The sequence below is a fragment of the Burkholderia contaminans genome (genome assembly GCF_029633825.1).
Taxonomy (GTDB): Bacteria; Pseudomonadota; Gammaproteobacteria; order Burkholderiales; family Burkholderiaceae; genus Burkholderia; species Burkholderia contaminans.
Map to the genome: position 1 here is coordinate 2,399,522 of NZ_CP090640.1, position 24,668 is coordinate 2,424,189.

At 67.8% G+C, this 24,668-nt stretch carries 21 protein-coding genes; 13 read left to right on the top strand and 8 right to left on the bottom strand.

The window, feature by feature from the left end; translation table 11 throughout:
• Positions 1-9 precede the first annotated feature (9 nt).
• From LXE91_RS11180 to LXE91_RS11210, 7 genes are all read right to left on the bottom strand, one after another.
• A complete protein-coding gene (locus LXE91_RS11180; RefSeq protein WP_039352316.1) occupies positions 10-834 on the bottom strand; it encodes a phosphodiesterase in 825 nt (274 codons plus the stop codon).
• 84 nt (positions 835-918) lie between these two features.
• Positions 919-1,950 carry an ABC transporter ATP-binding protein gene (locus tag LXE91_RS11185; protein WP_039352318.1) on the bottom strand — a complete coding sequence of 344 codons (1,032 nt, stop codon included), beginning with the start codon at positions 1,948-1,950 and terminating at the stop codon, positions 919-921.
• Positions 1,951-1,963: 13 nt separating this feature from the next.
• Entirely contained in the window at positions 1,964-2,860 is an 897-nt protein-coding gene (locus LXE91_RS11190; RefSeq protein ID WP_011351507.1) for an ABC transporter permease, read from the bottom strand.
• Between the two features lie 10 nt (positions 2,861-2,870).
• A complete protein-coding gene (locus LXE91_RS11195) occupies positions 2,871-3,695 on the bottom strand; it encodes an ABC transporter permease (protein ID WP_039352321.1) in 825 nt (274 codons plus the stop codon).
• Positions 3,696-3,712: 17 nt separating this feature from the next.
• The gene (locus LXE91_RS11200; RefSeq protein ID WP_039352324.1) at positions 3,713-4,741 is read right to left on the bottom strand and encodes an ABC transporter substrate-binding protein; all 1,029 of its coding nucleotides are present in this window, start codon (positions 4,739-4,741) and stop codon (positions 3,713-3,715) included.
• 69 nt (positions 4,742-4,810) lie between these two features.
• Complete coding sequence (locus LXE91_RS11205; RefSeq protein WP_039352327.1) at positions 4,811-5,836, bottom strand: LacI family DNA-binding transcriptional regulator; 1,026 nt, start codon at positions 5,834-5,836, stop codon at positions 4,811-4,813.
• A 320-nt stretch (positions 5,837-6,156) separates the two neighbouring features.
• Positions 6,157-7,272 (bottom strand): hypothetical protein, encoded by a 1,116-nt coding sequence (locus LXE91_RS11210; protein WP_039352331.1) that lies wholly within the window; start codon positions 7,270-7,272, stop codon positions 6,157-6,159.
• Between the two features lie 1,071 nt (positions 7,273-8,343).
• Between LXE91_RS11210 and LXE91_RS11215 the strand changes: the two genes are divergently transcribed.
• From LXE91_RS11215 to LXE91_RS11255, 9 genes are all read left to right on the top strand, one after another.
• Complete coding sequence (locus LXE91_RS11215; protein WP_039352336.1) at positions 8,344-8,970, top strand: flavin reductase family protein; 627 nt, start codon at positions 8,344-8,346, stop codon at positions 8,968-8,970.
• A gap of 437 nt (positions 8,971-9,407) precedes the next feature.
• Entirely contained in the window at positions 9,408-10,640 is a 1,233-nt protein-coding gene (locus tag LXE91_RS11220) for a 3-methyl-2-oxobutanoate dehydrogenase (2-methylpropanoyl-transferring) subunit alpha (RefSeq protein ID WP_039352338.1), read from the top strand.
• A 2-nt stretch (positions 10,641-10,642) separates the two neighbouring features.
• Positions 10,643-11,683 carry an alpha-ketoacid dehydrogenase subunit beta gene (locus LXE91_RS11225; protein WP_039352341.1) on the top strand — a complete coding sequence of 347 codons (1,041 nt, stop codon included), beginning with the start codon at positions 10,643-10,645 and terminating at the stop codon, positions 11,681-11,683.
• Position 11,684: 1 nt separating this feature from the next.
• Positions 11,685-13,013: a dihydrolipoamide acetyltransferase family protein gene (locus tag LXE91_RS11230; protein WP_039352344.1), complete on the top strand. Its 1,329-nt coding sequence runs from the start codon at positions 11,685-11,687 to the stop codon at positions 13,011-13,013.
• Positions 13,014-13,018: 5 nt separating this feature from the next.
• On the top strand, positions 13,019-14,410 hold the full coding sequence (gene lpdA, locus LXE91_RS11235; protein ID WP_039352496.1) for a dihydrolipoyl dehydrogenase: 1,392 nt from the start codon (positions 13,019-13,021) through the stop codon (positions 14,408-14,410).
• 434 nt (positions 14,411-14,844) lie between these two features.
• Positions 14,845-15,474 carry an NAD-dependent epimerase/dehydratase family protein gene (locus LXE91_RS11240; RefSeq protein ID WP_039352351.1) on the top strand — a complete coding sequence of 210 codons (630 nt, stop codon included), beginning with the start codon at positions 14,845-14,847 and terminating at the stop codon, positions 15,472-15,474.
• Between the two features lie 229 nt (positions 15,475-15,703).
• Positions 15,704-16,381 (top strand): SOS response-associated peptidase family protein, encoded by a 678-nt coding sequence (locus LXE91_RS11245; RefSeq protein ID WP_039352354.1) that lies wholly within the window; start codon positions 15,704-15,706, stop codon positions 16,379-16,381.
• A gap of 303 nt (positions 16,382-16,684) precedes the next feature.
• Complete coding sequence (locus LXE91_RS11250; RefSeq protein ID WP_039352359.1) at positions 16,685-18,115, top strand: purine-cytosine permease family protein; 1,431 nt, start codon at positions 16,685-16,687, stop codon at positions 18,113-18,115.
• 161 nt (positions 18,116-18,276) lie between these two features.
• The gene (locus LXE91_RS11255; RefSeq protein ID WP_039352361.1) at positions 18,277-19,347 is read left to right on the top strand and encodes a porin; all 1,071 of its coding nucleotides are present in this window, start codon (positions 18,277-18,279) and stop codon (positions 19,345-19,347) included.
• Positions 19,348-19,407: 60 nt separating this feature from the next.
• Here the strand turns inward: LXE91_RS11255 and LXE91_RS11260 are convergent, their stop codons facing one another.
• Positions 19,408-20,364 (bottom strand): LysR family transcriptional regulator, encoded by a 957-nt coding sequence (locus LXE91_RS11260; protein WP_039352364.1) that lies wholly within the window; start codon positions 20,362-20,364, stop codon positions 19,408-19,410.
• 189 nt (positions 20,365-20,553) lie between these two features.
• Between LXE91_RS11260 and LXE91_RS11265 the strand changes: the two genes are divergently transcribed.
• The 4 genes from LXE91_RS11265 (at position 20,554) to LXE91_RS11280 (ending at position 24,640) form a co-directional block, all read left to right on the top strand.
• On the top strand, positions 20,554-21,864 hold the full coding sequence (locus tag LXE91_RS11265) for an MFS transporter (protein ID WP_039352367.1): 1,311 nt from the start codon (positions 20,554-20,556) through the stop codon (positions 21,862-21,864).
• 31 nt (positions 21,865-21,895) lie between these two features.
• Positions 21,896-23,167 (top strand): Zn-dependent hydrolase, encoded by a 1,272-nt coding sequence (locus LXE91_RS11270; RefSeq protein ID WP_039352369.1) that lies wholly within the window; start codon positions 21,896-21,898, stop codon positions 23,165-23,167.
• A gap of 49 nt (positions 23,168-23,216) precedes the next feature.
• Positions 23,217-24,239 carry a histone deacetylase family protein gene (locus LXE91_RS11275; protein ID WP_039352371.1) on the top strand — a complete coding sequence of 341 codons (1,023 nt, stop codon included), beginning with the start codon at positions 23,217-23,219 and terminating at the stop codon, positions 24,237-24,239.
• Positions 24,240-24,343: 104 nt separating this feature from the next.
• Complete coding sequence (locus LXE91_RS11280) at positions 24,344-24,640, top strand: hypothetical protein (RefSeq protein ID WP_039352374.1); 297 nt, start codon at positions 24,344-24,346, stop codon at positions 24,638-24,640.
• Positions 24,641-24,668 lie beyond the last annotated feature (28 nt).

The window sequence follows — 24,668 nt, forward strand, 5'->3', positions numbered from 1 at the left end:
GTCGACCCGTCAGTCGACCAGCTCACCCGTCGGTTCATAGAACGGATAAGGCCCGGCGCCTTCGTCGACATACACGTGATGCGACGTCATCCCCGCATCGGGCACATAGTGATGGACCGCGAAGGCCGGCGGTTCGAGCCGGAACGCGGAGGGCGCATCGGTTCGCAGGTCGAATGCGACCTGATGCGCGGGCGAAGGCACCGCAACTGCGAGCGTGCCGCCGAAGCGCGTGAACGTCGTGCGATGCACGTGGCCGCACAGCACGCGCTCGACGTTCGGGTGGCCGCGCAGCAGCGCGTCGAGTTTCGCGGAAGCGGCGGGCGCGAGGCGCAGCTTGTCCATGTGGCCGATTCCCGACGCGAACGGCGGGTGATGCAGCGCGACGATCACGGGCCGGTCGCGCGCGGCGTCGAGCTGCGCGGCGAGCCAGGCGAGCCGTGCGTCACACAGGTCGCCGTAGCTGGCGCCCGGCACCTGCGAATCGAGCGCGAGCACGCGCACCGCGCCGATGTCGAGCGCGTACTGCACGAATTCGCCCGCCTGCAGCTCGGCGCGATCGGCGAACGCGCGGCGCAGCCCGGCGCGGTCGTCGTGATTGCCGATCATCAGGTAGTACGGAATCTCGAGCGCGGCGAGCAGCCCGTGCAGGTTGTCGTACTCCTCGTCGTGGCCGAAATCGGTCAGGTCGCCGGTGACGAGCACGGCGTTGGGGCGCGGCACGAGCGCGTTCAGTCTCTCGATGCAACGCGTGAGCGCGGCCGCGGTGTCGACGCGCCGGTACGCGAGCTGTCCCGGGCGCTTGATGTGGAGATCGCTGATTTGAGCAAGCAGCATCGTCGTTCCTCGGAATCGTATGGTTGTTGTCGCGGCGTCGTGCGCCGCGGTGGGGTGCTGCATGAATGATGCCGGAATGACGGATCAGGCGCCGAGCGCGATCAGGCCTTCCGGCGCGACCGTGAGGCCGACCGCCGTGCCGCGTGCAAGCGCGATGCGGCCCGGCACGTCGATCACGAGCGCATCGGGTGCCGCGTGCTCGATCGTGAGCCGCGTGCGCTCGCCGAGGAACGCGCACGCACTCACGGCACCGCGCAGCGGCGCATGCGCGGGATCGGCGAGTTGTGCATCCTCGGGGCGAAAGAACCACTCGTCGGCGGCGTGCGGCGTCGCGATCGCGCCGCCCGTGGTCACCAGCGTGCCGTCGCGCCATTGCCCGGCGAGCCGGTTCAGCGTGCCGATGAACTGCGCGACCGTGCGATTCGCCGGATGGTAGTAGATGTCGCGCGGCGTGCCGATCTGCTCGATGCGGCCTGCGCCCATCACGACGATCCGGTCGCCGAGCTCCATCGCCTCGGCCTGGTCGTGCGTCACGTAGACCGTCGTCACACCTAGTTCGCGCAGCAGCGTATTCATCTCGCGACGCAGCGTGTCGCGCAGCTTCGCGTCGAGCGCGGTCAGCGGCTCGTCGAGCAGCAGCACGCGCGGCCGCACCGCCAGGGCGCGGGCCAGTGCGACGCGCTGGCGCTGGCCGCCCGACAGCTGGTCGATCGGTTTGTCCGCGTGCGCGTCGAGCCGCATCATCGCGAGCAGCTCGTCGACACGCTCGCGCAGCGCGCGCGGCTCGGTCTTGCGGATCTTCAGCCCGTAGCCGACATTGCCGCGCACCGTCAGGTTCGGAAACAGCGCGTAGTTCTGGAACACCATGCCGACCTGCCGGCGCTCGATCGGCAGCGCGGTGACGTCGTCGTTGCCGAACGCGATCGTGCCGCCGGCGTCCGGCGTGTCGAGGCCCGCGATCAGGCGCAGCGTCGTGGTCTTGCCGCAGCCCGACGGCCCGAGCAGCACGAGCGTTTCGCCCGCGCCGATCGACAGGTCGAGCGGTTCGAGCACGCGCGTGCCGCGGAACGTCTTCGCGCAGCGGGTCAGGGTGATGGGAGTGGAATCGAGTTTCATGTCTGCGAGAAATTCAGCGCGGGCGCTTCTTGAGTGCCCGCGTGCCGGACGGATCGACGCCGAGCCACTGCATCGCGACGAGCAGCGGCAGTGTCATCAGCAGGAACAGGATCGTGTACGCGCTGCCCACTTCTAGGCGCAGCGACGCATACGTATCGGCGAGCCCGACCGGCAGCGTCTTGGTGTCGGGCGTATGCAGCATCCACGTGAGGTTGAATTCGCCGATCGACAGCGTGAGCACGGCGAGCGCACCCGCGACGATGCCGGGGCGCAGGTTCGGCAGCACGATCGTGACGAAGCGCGTGACGAACGACGCACCGAGGCTCGCCGCGCCTTCCTCGAGCGTGCGCAGGTCGGCGCCGGCCGCGACGGCCGCGACCGCACGGACCATGAACGGCAGCGTGAACACGACGTGGCCGACGACGATGAACCACAGGCTCATCCGGAACGCGGTGAAGCCGCCGTACACGACCAGCAGCGCGAGCGCCGACGCGAGGCCGGGCAGCGCGACCGGCAGCACCAGCGCCTCCTCGATCGCGCGCGCGACGCGGCTCTTGCTGCGCGCGAGCGCATAGCCGGCCGGCACGCCGACGACGAGCACGATCGCGAGCGTCGCGAATGCGACGTAGAGCGACAGCGCGACCGAGCCGTGATACTGCTGCCACACCTGCTCGAGCCAGCGCAGCGTGAGGCCGCTCGACAGGCCGCGGAAGTAGTTGACGGTGAGACCCGCGAGCACTGACATCACGACGGGCACGATCAGGAACGCGCACAGCAGCAGCGTGACGCCCCATTGCAGCGCGGCGATCGCGCGCGCGCCGGTGACGCGCGGCGCGCGGCGGGCGACGCCGTTCGCCTGTGCGGGAGCGGGGGCCGGCGATGGCGCGGAAGAGCCGGAAAGCGATTGCATGCAGGAATCCTCAGGCCGCGGCGGCGGCGGTGTGGCCGGTGAAGCGGCGCGCGAGCGCGAGCACGGCCCAGGTGACGATGCCGAGCACGATCGACAGGCCGGCCGCCGTCGCGATGTTCGCGTTCAGCGTGAACTCGGTATAGATCGTCATCGGCAGCACGTTCAGGTCGGTGGCGAGCGTGAACGCGGTGCCGAACGCGCCCATCGCGGTCGCGAAGCAGATCGCGCCGGCCGCGATCAGGCCCGGCGCGAGCGCGGGCAGCACGATGTCAACGAAGATGCGCCACGGCGACGCGCCGAGCGAGCGTGCGGCTTCCTCGAGCGACGCGTCGAGCTTCGACGCCGCCGCGATCACGGTAACGATCACGCGCGGAATCGAGAAGTACAGGTAGCCGACGAACAGCCCGGCGACCGAGTACGCGAATACCCACTTGTCGCCGGTGAGCTTCGCGGACAGCATGCCGATCAGCCCCTGCCGGCCCGCGAGCATGATCACCATGAACCCGACCACGACGCCCGGGAACGCGAGCGGGAACGTGAGCAGCGCGAGCAGCACGCGCTTGCCCGCGAATTCGCGGCGTGCGAGCAGCAGGCCCGAGATCGTCGACAGCACGAGCGTCGCGAGCGTGACGCCCGCGGACAGCGCGACGGTCTCGCCGAGGCTCTTCATGTAGCGCGCATTGCCGAGCAGGGCCGCGTAGTGCGAGAAGAACGCGCCGTCGGCGGACACCTGCACGAGTGCCGCCATCGGCAGCAGCCAGAACGCGGCGAACACCGCAAGCGCCGGCGCGACGAGCGCGACGCGCCAGCGCAGCGGGAAAGTCAGGTCAAGCATCGATGATGTCCGGCCGCTTACTGCATGACCTGCAGGTATTGCTGGCCGAATGCCTGCTGACCGGCCGCCATCTTGCCGAAGTCGACCGGTTTCGCGCGGGCGTACTCGCTCGCCGGCAGGAACTTCGATGCGATGTCGGCCCCGAGCGCTTGTGCGCGCACCGGGCGCAGGTACGCATTGGCCCACAGCTTCTGGCCTTCGTCGGACAACACGAAGTCGAGCACCTTCTTGCCGTTCGCGTCGTGCGGTGCGCCCTTCACGAGACTCATCACGTACGGCACCGCGATCGTGCCTTCCTTCGGAATCACGAACTCGACGTTCGCGCTGTCCTTGTACTTCGCGCGATACGCGTCGAAGTCGTAGTCGAGCAGGATCGGAATCTCGCCGGACAGCACGCGCGCATAGGCGGTTTGCTTCGGTACGATCGGCGCATTGGCCTTCAGCTTCCTGAACCAGTCGAGCGCCGGCTTGAAGTTGTCGAGGCTGCCGCCGAGCGCCTGGTTCACGGCGACCGCGCCCGCATAGCCGACGAACGCACTCGACGGATCGAGATAGCCGACCATGCCCTTGTATTCCGGCTTCAGCAGATCGGCCCACGAGCGCGGCACCGGCTTGCCGTCGAGCGCGTCCTTGTTGACGAAGAAGCCGAGCGTGCCCGAGTGGATCGCGAACCAGTAGCCTTGCGGGTCCTTCAGGTTCGCGGGGATGTCGTTCCAGTGCGCCGGCTTGTACGGCGCGATCACGCCCTTGTCCTTCGCCTGGAACGCCGACGACACGCCGAGATAGACGACGTCGGCCACCGGGCTTTTCTGCTCGGCGATCAGCTGCGCGATCGACTGGCCCGAGTTCTTGTTGTCGAACGGCACGCGGATGCCGGTCTTCTGCTTGATCGCCGCGATCTGCGCGGCCCAGTCGGCCCATTCGGGCGGGCAGTTGTAGCAGATCGCCGTTTCGTCGGCGTGAGCGGCGGGTGCGCCGGCGATGAGCGCGGCAAGGGCTACGGGAGCGGCAAGCGCGCGCAGCAGCGAGGTCAGGCGAAAGGACACGGTAGGTCTCCGGGCGAGGGTGAGGCGCTGGGGTGGCGTGGCGGTGTGCGGGGTATGCGGTGCGCGCGTTCAGGCCTTGCGCAATTGCAGGTCGGTGGCCGGCGGCGCGATCGTCGCGCCGTCGCGCACCACGTGCGGCAGGATCAGTGACGTGCGTTCGATGGCGACGCCGCCGATACATTCGACGAGACGCTGCCACGCATGGCGACCGATGTCGCGGTTCGGCGTCGCGACGCTCGCGAGCGGCGGTGCGAGCAACTCGCCGATCGCGATCCCGTCGAAACCGAGCACCGACAGGTCGTCCGGCACCGAGAAGCCTGCGCGGCGCAGCCCGCGCATCACGACCATCGCGAGCAGGTCGTTGCTGCAGAAGAGGGCGGTCGGACGCGTCGCGTGCGCGGTGAGATGCGCAAGCACGGCGTCGGGCAGCTCGGGCGCGTTGAAGTCGACTTCGACGGGCGGCAGTGCGGCGACGCCGCTTTCCTCGAGTGCCTGCGCATAGCCGAGATGGCGCTGGCGCGCGCGATCCGACGCCGCGAGCGAGCCGGCCAGCATCAGCACGCGGCGATGACCGTGCGCGGTCAGCAGCCGCACGCCGTCATACGCGGCGCGGCGGTTGTCGACCGACACCGACGGGCGGCGCTGCGTGTCGTTGTGCATCAGCACGTAGTGCGGGCCGTCGCGGTCGAGCATGTCGAGCAGCGGGTGCGTGTCCGCGTCGGCGACGGTGAGGATCAGCCCTTCGACGCGCTGCTCGCGCAGCGTCTCGATCGCATGACGCTCGCGCGCGGCATCGTATTCGGTCGTCATCAGGATCAGCTTGAAGCCGGCTGCGGTCGCGAGCTCGTCGATGCCCTGCAGGCAGTCGGCGAACACGGGGTTCGAGAGCGTCGGCAGGACGACGCCGACGAGCCGCGTGCGCTCGCCGCGCAGTTGCCGGCCGAGCGGACTCGGGCGGAACTGCAGCGTGTCGATCGCGGTGCGGATCGTCTGCAACGTGGCGGGGCTGACGGTATGCGGTGCGTTGATCGCACGTGAAACGGTGGCGATCGAGAAGCCCGCGAGAGCAGCGACGTCCTTGATGGTCGAGGTCATGAAGTCATGCGATGTAAACGTTTTCGGCCGGGGAATTATCGAAAACGTTTGTGACTTCGCGATGACGCACGCGACGTTGTTTCGCGGAAAGTACGATACAAACGTCAGACGGTTGGCGCGCCGGGCAGGGTGGATTCATGTGAAGGATCGGCCGCGCGGCGCCGCCGTGGATTGTATCGGCGAACGCGGGCGCGGTGCGCGATGTCCGTCGTCGGGTGCGAGGCGGCCGGGCGTGCACCCGCTTGCGGGCGGGATGCGCACGCCGCGTCTCGCCGCTGGTCCGCGGCGATCACGCGGCGCTGCCGCGGGGCGGGCTGGCGTTACAGCGCGACGAACAGCATGCCGTGCGGGTCCTGAAGGGCGGACGGATTGCCGACGCTCGTCGCGACGGGCGTCAGGTGGCCGGACTTCGGGTCCAGTTTCATCACCTGGCCTTGGCCGGCGCTGTAGGCGTCGCCTTGCGAGAACGGCGCATCGACGCGGTAGGTCGTGTTGCTGGCATCGGTGAACAGCATGAAGGTCTTGCCTTGCGGGCCCGGAGCCGGCACCCAGCGCGTATCGTCGACCGGATAGACGGGGCCGTCCTTGTCGCTGAAAAGGGTGAGCGTCAGCACGCTGACGGTCTGGCTCGCGCCCGGATTGTGGATGAACACCAGCTTGCCGTCGGCCTGGCTGTCGAGCACGAGATCGCCGGCGGAATCGATCGCTTCGGAATCGGGGTCCGTCAGGCTCAGTGTCACCTGCTGGTTGAAGGTGGGATTCGGCGATCCGCCAACGGACGGGGTCACGTCGGTGGCCTGTGCATTACCGGCGAGCACCGGTGCGACGTCGAACGTCGTGCCGTTCGCGTTCAGCGTGAGTTGTCCGACGGTCGGTGCGGCGGCGCCGGGCGTCGTCGGGTTCGACGCGCTCACGTACACGTTCCCGTTGAGCAACTGCATGTCGTCGTAGCCGCCGCCGTGTGCGGTCGGATTGACGGTCGCCGTGTAGGTCTTCTGCGTGCCGGCCTTGAGGTCGACGATCGTCAGTTCGGGATTGCCGTCCTCATTGGCCATCGCCCATAGCGTGTTCGTATCGGCGCGGGCCATCAGGCCGTCGACGTGGCCCGGCACCGTGTACGTCTTGAGCACGTTGCCGCTCAGGTCGTATTGGACGATGTCGTTGGTCAGGCTGGGCACCGAGCCGTCCTTTACGTCACCTGCCTTCTGGTAGCCGATGAAGACCGTGTTGTTGAACTGGACGATCGAATCGGGCTTGTCCGTGGACGTCGGTGCTTTGGCGAACACGGACAACGTATAGCCGGACGCGGTGGCGGTGTTCGGCACGGCCGCGGTATTGGTCGGTGCGATGCCGGGGGTGGACGTTGTGTCGTCGCCGCCGCAGGCGGCAAGAAAGACCGATGCCGACATGGCGATTAACAGGGGCTTTCTTAACATTATGGTTTCCTAACTGAATTGATGCTGCAGGATGGATTGAATGTGCTTATTACCGTCTGTTACGGGCAACGCGGGTGAGGCTATGCCGCACATGTTTCTTTTCGGTGACAAATGTCGCGCACCCTCCGCGATTGCGCGAAAGGATTGCCGGCGCTAGCACGGCGAAGCTTAAGCCGGGATTAAGGGTGTCGTTCGAATCGTGCGGACCGGCGAATATTCAATGAAAATGGCGCGAGGGAATGAGCGAAATTCGTAAGTCGATATCAAGCAAAATCAAATATATTCGTGATGCGACTGAAATGGCGAGTGCCGAATGGCGGCATCGATTTGGCTGGCATCCAGCGAGCGTCATGCGATTGAGACTCGATGGCGGACGCAACGCGGCAGGAGGCATGGGCTGCCGGGACGGCGACGGTGAAGTCGGGTGTCGGCGATTGCGGGGTGACAGGGTCAAATGCGGAAGATCCGGCCGGGCAGTGGTAGAATCCGGTCCGCCCTCTTGCCGGGGTGATGAAATTGGTAAACATAGCGGACTTAAACGATTGAGTGCCCGACCGGAAACGATCGGTGCAGAACCCTTCAAATTCGGCGAAACCCCTGATGCGCGCATCGAGGCAACGCCGAGCCAAGCCTCGCGGCATCCGCGAGGAAGGTGTAGAGACTAGACGGGGGGCGCCTAAGGCGCACGGGCAGCAGGCACGCCCATGCGCGATGGCGAAGGCATAGTCCAGCGCACGAACGGTTCGCACACGCGACGCCGGCTTTGAAAGAAGCAGTGTGACGAAAATCCGCCGCCTTAACTGGCTTGCCGGTTCGAGTCCGGTCCCCGGCACCATCGAATGCGTCGACGCGATTCGATTTGGCGAAGGTGTGAAAAACCCGCGAGCGCTTCATTTCTCGCGGGTTTTTTGTTGGTGCGACACGTGAAGCCTTCATCGTCCGTGCTGCTTCGCTGCGGCGAAAACGGCGCCATGTGATACTGACACGCACGTCGCGCCGCACGCGCTCGCCGCCACCGGCGAACGCAGCGCGCCGGCCGATTCCGCCATCGCTTGCGCCACACCACCCGTCATGACCGACTCGACCCACCACTATTACGAACCCTCGCAAGGCCACGGCCTGCCGCACGATCCGCTGAACGCGATCATCGGCCCGCGCCCGATCGGCTGGATTGCTTCCCGCGGCAGCGACGGCACGCTCAATCTCGCGCCGTACAGTTTCTTCAATGCGTTCAACTATCGTCCGCCGATCATCGGTTTTTCGAGCACCGGCGCGAAGGACAGCCTGCGCAACGTGCAGGAGACCGGCGAGTTCGTGTGGAACCTCGCGACGCGCGATCTCGCCGAGCGGATGAACCAGACCTGCGCCGCCGTGCCGTACGAGGTCAACGAATTCGAACTCGGCGGCCTGACCGCGGTGCCGTCGCGTGTCGTCAACGTGCCGCGCGTCGCGGAAAGCGGCGTGAACTTCGAATGCAAGGTGACCGACGTGATCCGGCTGCGCGATCATCATGGCGTCGAGACGCCGGCCACGCTGGTGCTGGGCGAGGTCGTCGCGGTCCATATCCGCCATGACCTGCTGAAGGACGGCATCTTCGATACGTTCGGCGCCGGCATCATTCTTCGTGCGGGCGGCCCGTCCGCCTACGTGCACGTGAAGCCCGACAGCCGCTTCGACATCTTCCGCCCGGACGCTTGACCGGTCGCGCGCCGGAGTAGGCCGGCAAGCCGGGCCACCGGGCCACCGGGCCACCGGGCCCGGCCGCGCCCGCCCCGAAAGACCCCGCCGAGATCGATGATTTCGCGGGGTCTTTTACGTCGCACCTTCGCACGGCCGCCGCGCGCCGACCCGTGCGTGCGCCGATGCCCGATCGCCGCCGGCCAGGCGACCCAGCGACCCTGCACCGCAGCAAACCCACGCTGCGCCGGCCACCGGTCGCCCCGACGCGCCAAAGCGATTCCCCATGGCAAATCTGCTCACGACGAACGAGCGGCTTGGGCATCGACGCCCGCCGCCGCAAGGCATAGATTTCCAAGGTTGACGTGCCTATCCGCACGCCAGCTCGCGCGCAGGCCGGCAACCGGCCTGCGCGTTCCCAAACAGCGTGAGACACAATCGAGCGTGGAGACGACACGATGAGCCTGTCAGAGCCATTGCGTCTGCATGTGCCGGAGCCCACCGGGCGCCCGGGCTGCAAGACGGACTTTTCCTATCTGCATCTATCGCCGGCCGGCGCCGTTCGCCGCCCGCCGATCGACGTTGCCGCGGCGGACACCGCCGATCTCGCCCGCAGCCTCGTGCGCGTGCTCGACGACAGCGGCAAGGCCGTCGGCCCATGGGCCCCGGATCTCGACGATGCGCGGCTGATCGCCGGCCTGCGCGCGATGCTCAAGACCCGCATTTTCGACGCGCGCATGATGATCGCGCAGCGTCAGAAGAAAATCTCCTTCTACATGTTGAGCCTCGGCGAAGAGGCGATCGGCACCGCGCATGCGATGGCGCTGCGCGACGGCGACATGTGCTTCCCGACCTACCGGCAGCAGAGCATCCTGATCGCGCGCGACGTCCCGCTCGAACGGATGATCTGCCAGCTGATGTCGAACGAAGGCGATCCGCTGAAAGGCCGCCAGCTCCCCGTGATGTACTCGGACCGCGAAGCCGGCTTCTTCTCGATCTCCGGCAACCTAGCGACGCAGTTCATCCAGGCGGTCGGCTGGGCGATGGCGTCGGCGATCAAGGGCGACACGAAGATCGCGTCCGCGTGGATCGGTGACGGCGCGACGGCCGAATCCGACTTCCATACCGCACTCACGTTCGCGCACGTGTATCGCGCGCCGGTCGTGCTGAACGTCGTCAACAACCAGTGGGCGATCTCGACGTTCCAGGCGATCGCGGGCGGCGAGGGCACGACCTTCGCCGGCCGCGGCGTCGGCTGCGGGATCGCGTCGCTGCGCGTCGACGGCAACGACTTCCTCGCGATCTATGCGGCGTCGAGCTGGGCGGCCGAACGCGCGCGCCGCAATCTCGGCCCGACGCTGATCGAATGGGTGACCTACCGTGCGGGCGCGCATTCGACGTCGGACGATCCGACCAAGTACCGGCCGAGCGACGACTGGTCCCATTTCCCGCTCGGCGATCCGGTCGAGCGCTTCAAGCGCCACCTGATCGTCAAGGGCATCTGGTCGGACAGCGCGCATGAAGCGCTGACGGCCGAGCTCGAGGCCGAGGTGATCGCCGCGCAGAAGGAGGCGGAAAAGTACGGGACGCTGGCCGACGACCGGATTCCGTCGCCGGCCTCGATGTTCGACGACGTGTACAAGGAGCTGCCCGCGCACCTGCGCCGTCAGCGCCAGGAACTGGGAGCGTGATCATGGCGCAACAAGAGACAGGCACGGCAACGCAGCCGATGACGATGATCCAGGCGCTGCGCTCGGCGATGGACGTGATGCTCGGGCGCGACAGCGACGTGGTGGTGTTCGGGCAGGACGTCGGCTATTTCGGCGGCGTGTTCCGCTGTACCGAAGGACTGCAGAACAAATACGGCAAGTCGCGCGTGTTCGATGCACCGATCTCCGAAAGCGGGATCGTCGGCGCGGCGGTGGGGATGGGTGCATACGGGCTGCGCCCGGTGTGCGAGATCCAGTTCGCCGATTATTTCTACCCGGCGTCCGACCAGATCGTGTCGGAAGGCGCGCGGCTGCGCTATCGCTCGGCCGGCCAGTTCACCGCGCCGATGACGATCCGCATGCCCTGCGGCGGCGGGATCTACGGCGGGCAGACGCACAGCCAGAGCCCCGAAGCGATGTTCACGCAGGTGTGCGGGCTGCGCACGGTGATGCCGTCGAATCCGTATGACGCGAAGGGGCTGTTGATCGCATCGATCGAGAACGACGATCCGGTGATCTTCCTCGAACCGAAGCGGCTGTACAACGGGCCGTTCGACGGCCATCACGACCGGCCGGTCACGTCGTGGCTCAAGCATCCGGCAAGCGCGGTGCCCGAGGGCTACTACACGGTGCCGCTCGATACGGCCGCCGTGGTGCGGCCCGGCAACGACGTGACGGTGCTGACCTACGGCACGACGGTGCACGTGTCGCTCGCCGCGGCCGAGGAGACGGGCATCGATGCGGAGGTGATCGACCTGCGCACGCTGTGGCCGCTCGACCTCGACACGATCGTCGCGTCGGTGCGCAAGACCGGGCGCTGCGTCGTGGTGCACGAGGCGACGCGCACCTGCGGCTTCGGTGCGGAACTGGTGTCGCTGGTCCAGGAACACTGCTTCTACCACCTCGAAGCGCCGGTCGAGCGCACGACGGGCTGGGACACGCCGTACCCGCATGCGCAGGAGTGGGCGTATTTTCCGGGCCCGGCCCGGGTCGGTGAAGCGTTGCGACGCGTGATGGAGGCGTGAGATGGGGATTCATGTCATCAAGATGCCGGATATCGGCGAAGGGATTGCCGAGGTCGAGCTGGTGGCCTGGCACGTGGAAGTCGGGCAGACGATCAAGGAAGACCAGCCGCTCGCCGACGTGATGACCGACAAGGCGGCGGTCGAGATTCCGTCGCCGGTGACGGGCAAGGTGATCGAGCTCGGCGGCCGGATCGGCGAGATGATGGCGGTCGGCAGCGAGCTGATCCGCCTCGAGGTCGAAGGCGACGGCAACCTGAAGGCCGGCGCACCGGTGCGGGAATCAAAGGTAGCAACCGCACCGGTCGCGTCGGCGCCGTCGCAGGCGGTTACCGACGCGCCGGCGGAATCGTCCGCCAAGCCGGCGGCGAAGCACGCACCCTCGGAGCCGCGTCGTGCGAAGCCTGCCGATCACGCGGAGAAAGCGGAACCGCCGCGGGCGGCGCTCGCGCCGGGTGAACGGCCGCTCGCGTCGCCGGCCGTGCGCCAGCGCGCGTGGGACATGGGTATCGAGCTGCGCTATGTGCGCGGCACCGGCGAAGCGGGGCGGATCCTGCACGCGGATCTCGATGCGTATGCGCGTACGGGCAGCGGGACGAGCCATGCGTCGCAGGCGCGCGGCTACGACGAACGCAACGACGAAACCGACGTACCGGTGATCGGCCTGCGGCGCGCGATCGCGCGCAAGATGCAGGAAGCGAAGCGCCGCATTCCGCACTTCAGCTACGTCGAGGAAATCGACGTGACCGAGCTCGAATCGCTGCGCACCGAACTGAACCGCCGTTACGGCGATACGCGCGGCAAGCTCACGCCGCTGCCGCTGCTGATCCGCGCGATGGTGCTCGCGCTGCGCGACTTCCCGCAGATCAACGCGCGCTTCGACGACGAAGCCGGCGTGGTCACGCGCTACGGCGCGGTGCACATGGGCGTCGCGACGCAGACGGACGGCGGGCTGACGGTGCCGGTGCTGCGTCATGCCGAAGCGCGCGACGTGTGGTCGATCTCCGCCGAAATCGCGCGGCTTGCCGACGCCGTGCGCGCGAACCGTGCGCAGCGCGACGACCTGAGCGGTTCGACGATCACGATTTCGAGCCTCGGTGCGCTCGGCGGCATCGTGTCGACGCCGGTCATCAATCATCCCGAGGTCGGCATCGTCGGCGTGAACCGGATCGTCGAGCGGCCGATGATCCGCGACGGCGCGGTCGTCGCGCGCAAGATGATGAATCTCTCGTCGTCGTTCGACCATCGCGTCGTCGACGGCGCGGACGCGGCCGAGTTCATCCAGGCCGTGCGCGCGGTGCTCGAACGCCCGGCCCTGCTGTTCGTGGAGTGAGCACGATGAAGAACGAACACACCACACTGCTCATCATCGGCGGCGGCCCGGGGGGCTACGTCGCCGCGATTCGCGCCGGCCAGCTCGGCATTCCGACCGTGCTCGTCGAGCGCGACCGGCTCGGCGGCACGTGCCTGAACATCGGCTGCATTCCGTCGAAGGCGCTGATTCATGTGGCCGACGCATTCGAACAGGCGTGCGGCCACGCGGGCGAAGGCGCGATCGGCATCCGCGTGCGCACGCCCGAGATCGACATCGCGAAAAGCGTCGCCTGGAAGGACGGCATCGTCGACCGGCTGACGCGCGGCGTCGGCGCGCTGCTCAAGAAGAACGGCGTGCGCGTGCTGCACGGCGACGCGCACGTGGTCGACGGCAAGACCGTCGACGTCGTCGCCGGCGGCCACGCGGCGCGAATCAGCTGCGAGCATCTGTTGCTCGCGACCGGTTCCGAGCCGGTCGCGCTGCCGTCGATGCCGTTCGGCGGACACGTCGTGTCGTCCACCGAGGCGCTGTCGCCCGCGACGTTGCCGAAGCGGCTGGTCGTCGTCGGGGCCGGGTATATCGGGCTCGAACTCGGGATCGTCTATCGCAAGCTCGGCGTCGACGTGAGCGTCGTCGAAGCGGCGGAGCGCGTACTGCCCGCGTACGACGCCGAACTCGCGCGGCCGGTTGCCGATTCGCTTGCGCGGCTGGGCGTGCGGCTGCTGCTCGGCCACAAGGTGCTCGGGCTCGCGGAACACGGCGCGGTGCGCGTACAGGCCGCCGACGGCGCGGAGCAGACGCTGCCGGCCGATCGCGTGCTGGTCGCGGTGGGCCGCCGGCCGCGGGTCGACGGTTTCGGGCTCGAGTCGCTGCCGCTCGATCGCAACGGCCGCGCGCTGTGGATCGACGACGAATGTCGGACCTCGATGCGCAACGTCTGGGCGATCGGCGACGTCGCCGGCGAGCCGATGCTTGCGCATCGTGCGATGGCGCAGGGCGAGATGGTGGCCGAGCTGATCGCCGGCAAGCGCCGCAAGTTCGTGCCCGCGTCGATCCCGGCCGTGTGCTTCACCGATCCGGAGATCGTCACGGCCGGCTGGTCGCCGGACGACGCGCGGGCGGCCGATGTCGATTGCGTACACGCGGCGTTCCCGTTCGCGGCGAACGGGCGCGCGATGACGCTGCAGGCGACCGACGGCTTCGTGCGCGTGGTCGCGCGGCGCGACAACCACCTGATCGTCGGCTGGCAGGCGGTCGGGCGCGGCGTGTCGGAACTGGCTGCCGCGTTCTCGCAGTCGCTGGAGATGGGCGCACGGCTGGAGGACATCGGCGGCACGATTCACGCGCACCCGACGCTCGGCGAAGCGCTGCAGGAAGCCGCGCTGCGCGCGCTCGGGCACGCATTGCACGTCTGACGCGTCTCGCGCGTGACACGAAGCCGCCGATGAGCAGCGTGCGCATCGGCGGCTTTTCGTTTGCCGTGCCGGCTCGGCCGGTTGCAGGACGACGGCGCATGCGTCAGGGACATGTCGGGCGCGGTGCGCAAGATCCGCGCGCAGGCGCTGATCGCGCAACGGCGGTTGTCGATCGAGGAAATCGCGCGGAACCCGGGATTCGGCGGCATGTCGTCGTTCTCGCAGGTGTACAGGCGCCGGACAAGTGTCGCGCCGGGCGTGTCGAGACAGGCGGCGGCCGGTTCGTGGCGTGCACCCCGGCGAAGCAGGCGCATCCTGTAATTTTTCGAGATGTTGGGAGGTTGTCGTCGCCGAGTCGGCCGGCGATCATGCAGGAAGCCGGAAAGCGGGTCGTTCCTTGCCCCCGACGCCGGCTCCACATGGAAAAACCGGACATGAAATTGCTGCTCGTCGGCGCGACCGGACTCGTCGGGCGCCACGTCCTCGAAATCGCGCTCGCGGATGCGCGGGTCGACCAGGTGATCGTTCTCGCGCGCCGGCCGCTGTCGCCGCATCCGAAGATGCGTGCGCTCGAGGTCGATTTCGATCATTTGCCCGACACGGCCGACTGGTGGCACGCCGATGCCGTGATCTGCACGCTCGGCACCACGATGCGGGCTGCAGGCTCGCAGGCGGCATTCCGGCGCGTCGACCACGACTATCCGCTCGCGGTCGCGCGGCTGGCGCACCGCTACGGCACACCGGCTTACGTGCTGAATTCCGCACTCGGTGCGGATCCGGCGTCGCGCATCTTCTACAACCGCGTGAAGGGCGAGGTCGAGCAGGCGCTCGCCGGTGTCGGGTTCGCGTCACTCACTTGCGTGCGCCCCGGCCTGATCGGCGGCAGCCGCGACGAGTTCAGGTTCGGCGAGCGGCTGCTCGTGTTCGTGTTGAACGTGGCCCAGCCTGTTTTGCCGGCGAAGTGGCGCGTGAATCCCGCGTCGCGGATCGCCCGCGCGATGCTCGACGCGGCAATCGACGCGCGGCCGGGCGTGCAGGTCATCGCGTCGGACCGGCTCGTCTGACGCAACATGGGCGGCGCGCGCCGGTCACTGACCGGCGAAACCGTCGCGCTCGCCGAACTGTTCGGCGAGCGCCGCCGTGAACGCCTAACCACGCGCGTGACGGCACGCGTCGGGTAACGCGCGGCGCATCATCGGTTCGTAAAACTGTTTCGTCATACCCAGCGATAGCGTGCTCGCGGCGCCTGTACTGTCCTACGATGGAAACATTGCGTCCAACGTCCGCAGAGCCGTGTGCACCCACTACCGCGCCCCCGACGAAGACCCGGGCATCAGCGAACTGAAGATCGGCATCGGCGATCTGTACCGTCGCGACCCCTGGGCACCCGACGTGTATCCCGACTACGCGGCACCGATCGCGCGCGCCGCTGGCGACGGCCTGGAGGTCGTCGCGGCCGTGTTCGGCTTCTGGCCTAAATTCATGCAGCCCGAGCGGCTCGACGAGAACGGCCGGAAGAAAAAGAAGCTCGACACGGTGAATGCGCGTGCGGAAACGGTCGGCGCGTCGCGGCTCTACGCGAATGCCTGGCGCAACGGCCAGCGCTGCCTGATCCCGGTGCGCTGGATCTGCGAGCCGTGCTACGAGACCGGCCGCAACGTGTGGCACCGGATCGGCATCGACGGCTGGCAGCCGTACTGCGTCGCCGGTATCTGGCGCCGCTACGAAGACAGCGACGGGCGCGTATGCATCGGCATGACGATGCTCACGGTGAATGCCGACGGTCATCCGCTGTTCGCGCGAATGCATCGGCCCGGCGACGAGAAGCGCGGCGTCGTGATCCTGCGCAGCGACGACTACGACGAATGGCTGCATACGCGCGACATCGAAGCCGCACGGCGCATGCTGAACCCGTTTCCCGCCGACGACATGACGGCCGAACCTGACCAGGCGCCGCCGGCCGGTACCTGACCTTTCATTTTTCCAACGCCTGGCTTGCGGCGAAATTGCCCGAGCGTGCGCCGATTATTCGAACGAATTCGAAAATCGGTCGATACCGGGTAATCACGGATACCTCACAAGTTGTATATACAAGATCATCCGCTGGCAATGTCGGCACACGTCGTGCCGCTTGCGCGCCAGCGTGCAGACCGTGCGTGCGTGGCGCATGCCGGCGATCCACGGCGCCCCGCATTCAAAGAGCCGAAAGGGCGGCTCGCAGCTTCCTGCCACGTTCAAACCATTTGTGATCCTGAGTATTTTGGAGATTTCCCCGTGTCAACGAATCCCAGTGGAAAAGCCGGCGGCCTGATCGAAGTCCGTTCGATCGACTTCATTCCCGACGCCGAGCGCCACGGCGGCTTGCTGAGCCAGTTCACGCTGTGGCTGTCGGCGAACATGCAGATCACGGCGATCGTCACGGGCGCACTCGCGGTCGTGCTCGGCGGCGACGTGTTCTGGTCGCTGGTCGCGCTGCTGCTCGGCCAGTTCATCGGCGGCGCCGTGATGGCGCTGCACGGCGCGCAGGGGCCGCAGCTCGGGCTGCCGCAGATGATCTCGAGCCGCGTGCAGTTCGGCGTGTATGGCGCGATGATCCCGATCGTGCTCGTGTGCCTGATGTACATCGGCTTTTCCGCCAGCGGTTCGGTGCTGGCCGGGCAGGCCGTCGCGCAGTTGCTGAACGTCGACGACGCGGCCGGCATCCTGCTGTTCGCGGCCGTGATCGTCGTGCTGACGGTATTCGGCTATCGCGCGATCCACGCCGTCGGCCGGATCGCGAGCGTGGTCGGCATCGCCGCGTTCGTCTACATGTTCTCGCAGCTGTTCGCGAACCACGACATCGGCGCGCTGCTCGCGAACAAGCATTTCTCGCTCGCCAGCTTCCTGCTGTCGATGTCGCTGTCCGCGTCGTGGCAGATCGCGTTCGGCCCGTACGTCGCCGACTATTCGCGCTACCTGCCGCGCTCGACGTCGTCGGTCGCGACGTTCGTCGCGGTCGGGCTCGGCTCGGTGATCGGCGCGCAGGCGGCGATGGTGTTCGGCGTGTTCGCGGCGGCACTGGCCGGCAGCCAGTTCGCGCACCATGAAGTGTCGTATATCGTCGGCCTCGGCTCGACGGGCGCCGTGGCCGCGCTGCTGTACTTCAGCATCGCGTTCGGCAAGGTGACGGTGACGGCATTGAACGCATACGGCAGCTTCATGTCGATGGCGACGATCGTCAGCGGCTTTCGCGGCAAGGGTGCGGTGTCGTCGAAGAGCCGCCTCGTGTACATCTTCGGGATGATCTGCGTATCCACGCTCATCGCGCTCGCGGGCCGCCATTCGTTCCTGAAGGAGTTCACCGCGTTCATCCTGTTCCTGCTTGCGTTCTTCACGCCATGGAGCGCGATCAACCTGGTCGACTACTACTGCTTCACGCGTTCGCGCTACGACGTGCCGGCGCTGTCCGATCCGGACGGACGCTATGGCCGCTGGAACATGATGGCCATCACGATCTACGTGGTCGGCATCCTCGTGCAACTGCCGTTCATGTCGACGCACATCTACACGGGGCCGCTCGTCGATGCGCTCGGCGGCACCGACATCTCGTGGATTCTCGGCCTGGTCGTGCCGGCGGTGCTGTACTACATCGGCGCGCGTGCGTCGCGCCGCAGCATTCCCGAACGCCTGATCCTGCCGCTCGAACGCGGCGAAGTTCACCACTGACGACACGTCACGCGCATCGGGCCGGCCGCCTGCGGTCCTGACCGTTGCGCGAGCCGGGCGCTGCCTGCGCCCGGCGCTTCCCCCACGCTTCCTTTCCCGCGATGCCGGTGTGGCACGACTGCCGTGCCCGGTGTCGTTTCATTCTCTGACCATTGAATAGTATGACTAAACAAAAGACAGCCCGCGGAAGCGACTCCCGGGCGCGGACGGCGCACGCCGGTCTTCGCATGACGTTCGCAGTGGCGTGCATCGCCGGACCGGGCGCCGCGTTCGCGCAGGACGGCGTCACGCTGTACGGCGTGATCGACGAATTCGCGCAATACGTGAATACGGGCAACGGCTACACGGCGGCGATCAATTCGGGCGGCCAGTGGGGCAGCCGGTTCGGACTGAAAGGCGGCGAGGACATCGGCGGCGGGCAGAAGATCGAGTTCGCGCTGGAGAACGGCTTCAACCCGAACGACGGTTCGCTCGCGAGTTCCGGCCGCCTGTTCAATCGGCAGGCGTGGGTCGGTATCGCGGGGCAGTGGGGCAAGGTGCGCGCGGGCCGCCAGAATTCTCCGCTGTTCAACGACCAGGGCGGCCAGGATGCGTTCGGCGGCGTCACGCAGGCGTCCGGCATGGACAACCTGACCGTGTTCGCGTTCCGCACCAGCAACACGCTGTCGTACCAGAGCCCGGAGATCGCGGGCTTCCAGGGCGGGCTGTACTTCGGGTTCGGCGATGCGGGCGGCGTGCGCTCGGCAGGCTCCAGCCAGCAGTTCGACCTGACTTACGAACACGGGCCGTTCGGCGCGTTCGTCGCGGGCCAGTGGCTGAAGAACGCGACGGCGACCACCACCGATCGCACGATCATGGCCGGCGCGTCGTACGCGATCGGCAAGGCCACCGTGTACGGCGGCTTCTCCGCGGTGAAGTGGGCCGATCTCGGCATCGACTCGCGCGTGTACGGGCTGTCGGTCAAATACCAGTTCAATCCGGCGAACTACGTGGCGCTCGGCTACGCGTATCTGCACGACCAGTCGTCGCAGGGCAACCATGCGGACCAGCTCGGGCTGATGTACGAGTACGACCTGTCGAAGCGCACGAGCTTCTACGGAGCGCTGTCCTACCTGCGCAACCGCAAGCAGGCCGGCTATACGCTCGCCGGTGCGGCGAACCCGGGGCTGCCGCTCGCGTACCCGGGGGCGAATGCACGCGGCGTGCAGCTCGGCGTCGTGCATCGGTTCTGATGCAGCCGGCGCGCCGGGCCGTGTGCGCCCGGCGCTTGCCGCGGGGGGCGCATCGCGCCGTTATTTCCCCAGCCGCTCGGCGAGCGAATGGCGCTGCATGCAGCGCTCCATTGCGTCGAGAAACGCGTGCTCGGCCGCGTTCATCTTGCGATCGCGATGCCACAGCAGGAACACGTCGACGTCGACGAGCCCGTCGTCGGGCGGCAGCCGCCACAGCCGCTGCTGCGCGATGTCGTCGCGCACGATGTGCTCGGGCAGGCAGCCGATCCCGTAGCCGGCGAAGATCAGCCGCCGCACTTCCTCGAGGCTCGGCGACGACGCGACGATGCGCCCCGTGAAGCCCTTCTGGTCGCGAAACACGGTGAGCGGCGACAGGCTGTCGCCGATCTGGTCGCTCGTGAACGACACGAAATTCTCGGCGAGCAGATCGTCCATCCGCAGTTGCGTCTGCCCGAAGAGCCTGTGATGGCGGCCACAGTAGATCGCATAGCGCTGGCGCAGGAAGCAGCGCATCTCCAGCTTGTCGTGCGGCGTGCGGCACAGGCCGAGCCCCGCCGTGGCCGTCTTCTGCAGCAGCGAAGACAGGATGTCCGACGAGCGCATCACCTCGATCTGCAGGTCGATGCGCGGATACGCGCGATGGAAGTCCGCGAGGAATTCGTCATAGACGGGCGACTCGATGCGGCTCACCGTCAGCAGCCGGATCGAACCGGTCAGGTCGGCGGTGCTGTCGTCGATTTCGGTTTCGAGGCGCGAGATGCCGCCGTAGATGTCGCTCGCGATCCGGTAGACGGCTTCGCCGGCCGGCGTCGGCGCGAAGTGCGTGCCGCGCCGTTCGATCAGCTTGCGCTCGAGCGTGTCCTCGAGCCGCCGCAATGCCTGGCTCACGGCCGGCTGCGTCACGTGCAGGCGCGCGGCCGCGCGGCTCACGCTGCGCTCCTGGATGATCACCAGATACGTGCGCAGCAGGTTCCAGTCGAGTCGGTCGTTCAGGAACGGGGCGAGGTCGGGGCGCATCGGGTCTCCGGGCGGGGCATCGTCAATGACATTAGTTGAATTTATACAGCGAATAATAACTTGAAATTTGACTAATGATTTGCGGTCGCCGATAAAGGAGGGGTGCCGCAGCGTGCGGCGCAACGCCGCGACAGACGGCCGTCACACGACATTGCGCGCCGCCTGCCGCGGCGCGCGTCAGGAGCCCGCATGACCCAGTCCCTTCCTTCCGCCCGTCAGCCGGGGCGCGCCGCGACGGCCGCGTTCATCGGCACGATGATCGAGTGGTACGACTTCTACATCTACGCGACCGCCGCCGCGCTCGTATTCGGCGAACTCTATTTCCCGTCGCATGACCGCTTCGTCAGCACGATGGCGTCGTTCGCGACGTTCGCGGTCGGCTTCTTCGCGCGGCCGCTCGGCGGCGTGATCTTCGGCCATCTTGGAGACCGCATCGGCCGCAAGAAGGCGCTGATGACGACGCTGATGATGATGGGCGTCGCGACCGTCTGCGTCGGGCTGCTGCCCGATTATTCGAAGGTCGGCATGCTCGCGCCGGTGCTGCTCGTCGCATTGCGCGTCGTGCAGGGGATCGCGGTCGGCGGCGAATGGGGCGGCGCGGTGCTGATGGCGGGCGAGCATGCGCCGCAGGGGCGCCGCACGTTCTTCGCGTCGTTCGCGCAGCTCGGCAGCCCGGCCGGGCTGATCCTGTCGCTGATCGCGTTTCGCGCGGTCACGTCGATGGACAAGGCCGACTTCCTCGCATGGGGCTGGCGCCTGCCGTTCCTCGCGAGTTCGGTGCTGCTCGTGGTCGGCATCCTGATCCGGCTCGGCGTGAACGAATCGCCGGAATTCGCGCGCGTGAAGGAAACCAACCGCACGGTGAAGCTGCCGGTCGCGGAAGTGTTCCGCTCCGCGTCGGGGCTCGTGGCGCTCTGCATCGGCGCGAACACGATCGGTATCGCGGGCGTCTATTTCACGAACACGTTCATGATCGCGTACACGACGCAGTACGTCGGCGTCTCGCGCTCGCTGATCCTCGACAGCCTGTTCGCGGTCGCGATCATCCAGTTCATCGCGCAACCGATCGCCGCGTGGATCGCCGAGCGCATCGGCGGCGCACGCTTCCTGAAGCTCGCGGCGCTGCTCGCGATGCTGTCGCCGTATCCGATGTTCATGCTCGTGCAGGGCGGCACGTCCGCGTCGCTGATCGCGGGCATCGCGCTCGCGGTGGTCTGCATGGCGGGCTTCTATTCGGTGATCGCGGGTTTCGTGAGCGATGTGTTTCCCGCGCACGTGCGCTATTCGGCGATCTCGCTCGCCTACCAGATCTGCGGCGCGATCGCGGGCGGCCTGACGCCGCTCGTCGGCACGTGGCTCGCGCATCGCTTCGCGGGCCAGTGGTGGCCGCTCGCGGTGTTCTACACGTGTCTCGCCGGCATCTCGCTGCTGTGCATCGTCGCACTCGACGCGCGCCGCGCGGCACGGCCGGCCGCCGCCGAAGCGCTCGGCTCGCAGTGAACCTCAACGAACGAATTCATCCGGAGTGCACATGAAAGACCTGCTGGAAATCGACGGCGCCCGTTTGTGGCAGAGCCTGGAGGACATGGCGCGCGTCGGCGCGACGCCGCGCGGCGGCGTGCGGCGCCTCGCGCTCACCGACGACGATCGTCGCGGGCGTGACCTGTTTGCGCAGTGGTGCCGCGACGCGGGGATGACGGTGAGCGTCGACGCCGTCGGCAACCTGTTCGCGCGGCGCGACGGCACCGATGCGCAGGCAGCTCCCGTGCTGATCGGCAGCCATCTCGACACGCAGCCCGAAGGCGGCCGCTTCGATGGCGTCTATGGCGTGCTCGCCGCGCTCGAACTCGTGCGCACGCTGAACGACGCAGGCATCGCGACCGACAAGCCGCTGGAAATCGTGTCCTGGACCAACGAGGAGGGCGCGCGCTTCGCGCCGGCCATGCTCGGCTCGGCCGTCTTCACGGGCGCATTGCCGCTCGACGAAGCGCTCGCGAAGCAGGACGCCGACGGTATCACGCTCGGCGCGGCGCTGGACGCCTGCGGCTATCGCGGCACGCGTGCGACAGGCGGCGCGGTCGATGCGTATTTCGAAGCGCATATCGAACAGGGCCCCGTGCTCGAGGCGAACGGCACGACGATCGGCGTCGTCACGGGCGGGCAGGCGATCCGCTGGCTCGACGTGACGGTGACGGGCGTGGCCGCGCATGCGGGCACGACGCCGATGCCGTATCGCAAGGACGCGTATTTCGCAAGCGCGCAGATGGCGCTCGAACTCGAACGGATCGTCGCCGGTCATGCACCGCGCGGGCTCGCGACGATCGGTCAGGTCGGCATTCGCAATGCGTCGCGCAACACCATTGCCGGCGAGGTGACGTTCACGGTCGACCTTCGCCATCACGACGATGCGCAAGTCGACGCGATGGAGCGCGAGTTGCGCGATGCGTGCACACGTGTCGCCACTGCGCGCGGCGTGCAGGTGGCGATGCAAACGTGCTGGCGCAGCCCGGCGACGCCGTTCGATCGCGACTGCGTCGAACAGGTCGCGCAGGCGGCCGCCGCGTTCGGCTATACGAACGAGCGGATCGTCAGCGGCGCCGGGCACGACGCGATCCTGCTTGCGCGTCGCGTGCCGACCGCGATGGTGTTCATCCCGTGCGTCGACGGCCTGTCGCACAACGAGGCCGAGGATGCGCTGCCGGATGACGTGACGCGCGGCACGAACGTGCTGCTTCATGCGGTGCTCGCGCGTGCGGGTGTTGCATCGGGCGTTGCGGTGGCGGCCGCCACGCAGGACGCATGACGCGGCGAACCGGCAAGCCGGCAAATCGAAACACCGACGAGGGCGAACGATGAAAACCTATTTCCATCCCGAACAGCTGCTGCACCATCCGCGCAGCTACCTGTCGCGCGGCCAGATGCGTGAGCCGCAGGAAGTGCCCGAGCGCGCGGCGCGGCTCGTCGCCGCCGTCCGGTCGCTCGACTTCGACGTGCGCGAGCCGGCCGACCGCGGCACCGCGCCGATCGCGGCCGTGCACGACATGAACTACCTGCGCTTCCTGGAGGAAGCGCATCGCGACTGGAAGCAGATGCCAGACGACTGGGGCGACGAAGTGATGTCGAACGTGTTCGTGCGCGACCCGAACCCGCTGCGCGGCGTGCTCGCGAAAGCCGCGCGCTACCTCGCCGACGGCAGTTGTCCGGTCGGTGCGAACACGTGGCGCGCTGCGTACTGGTCCGCGCAGGGCGCGCTGGCGGCCGCGGCCGACGTCAACGACGGCGCACGCGAGGCCTACGCGCTGTGCCGGCCGCCCGGCCATCACGCACGCCGCGACGGGGCCGGCGGCTTCTGCTACCTGAACAATGCGGCGATCGCCGCGCAGTCGCTGCTCGGCCGCCATCGCCGGGTCGCGATCCTCGACACCGACATGCATCACGGGCAGGGCGTGCAGGAGATCTTCTACGGCCGCGACGACGTGCTTTACGTGTCGATCCACGGCGACCCGACCAACTTCTACCCGGTCGTCGCGGGCTATGAGGAAGAGACGGGCACCGGGGCCGGCGACGGTTTCAACCTCAACCTGCCGATGCCGCACGGCGCGCCGGAGTCGGCGTTCTTCGCGCGCCTCGACGACGCGCTGCGCGCGCTGGCGCGGTTCCAGCCCGATGCGCTCGTGCTCGCGCTCGGCTTCGATATCTACAAGGACGATCCGCAATCGCAGGTGGCCGTCACGACCGACGGCTTCGGGCGGCTCGGCGGCGCGATCGGCGCACTCGGGCTGCCGACGGTGATCGTGCAGGAAGGCGGCTATCACCTCGACAGCCTCGATGCGAATGCGCGTGCGTTTTTCGGCGGGTTCGCCGCCGCGCGCTGACCGGCGCGGCGGGGCACGGCCACGTGCGTGCGGGTTCAGGTTTTCCGCCCGCCCGCCGATAATTCGCGCATATGCTGAATGGATGCACGAAGGAGAGCCGCACGATGACAGCCGACCCAATCAGACGCGGTGCGATCTCGATCGCGATCGCGCTGGCCGCGCCCGGCGTAGGGTCCGTCGCGAACGCGACGGAGCCCTCGATTCCGCTGCGCGTCAGTCTCACCATTCCGGAAACCTGCACGATCGGCACCGGCGCGCTGCAGGGCGCTGCCGATGCCGGCATCCCGAGTGTCAGTTGCGCGCACGGCACGCCGTTCATGCTCAGCCACGCGCCGCTGCCCGATGCACGGTCGGCGTCGCGCGGGGCGGGCGCGCCGTCCGCATGGACCGTCATGTTTTGAGCGGGCGGCGCGGCGCGTGCGCTCGTGC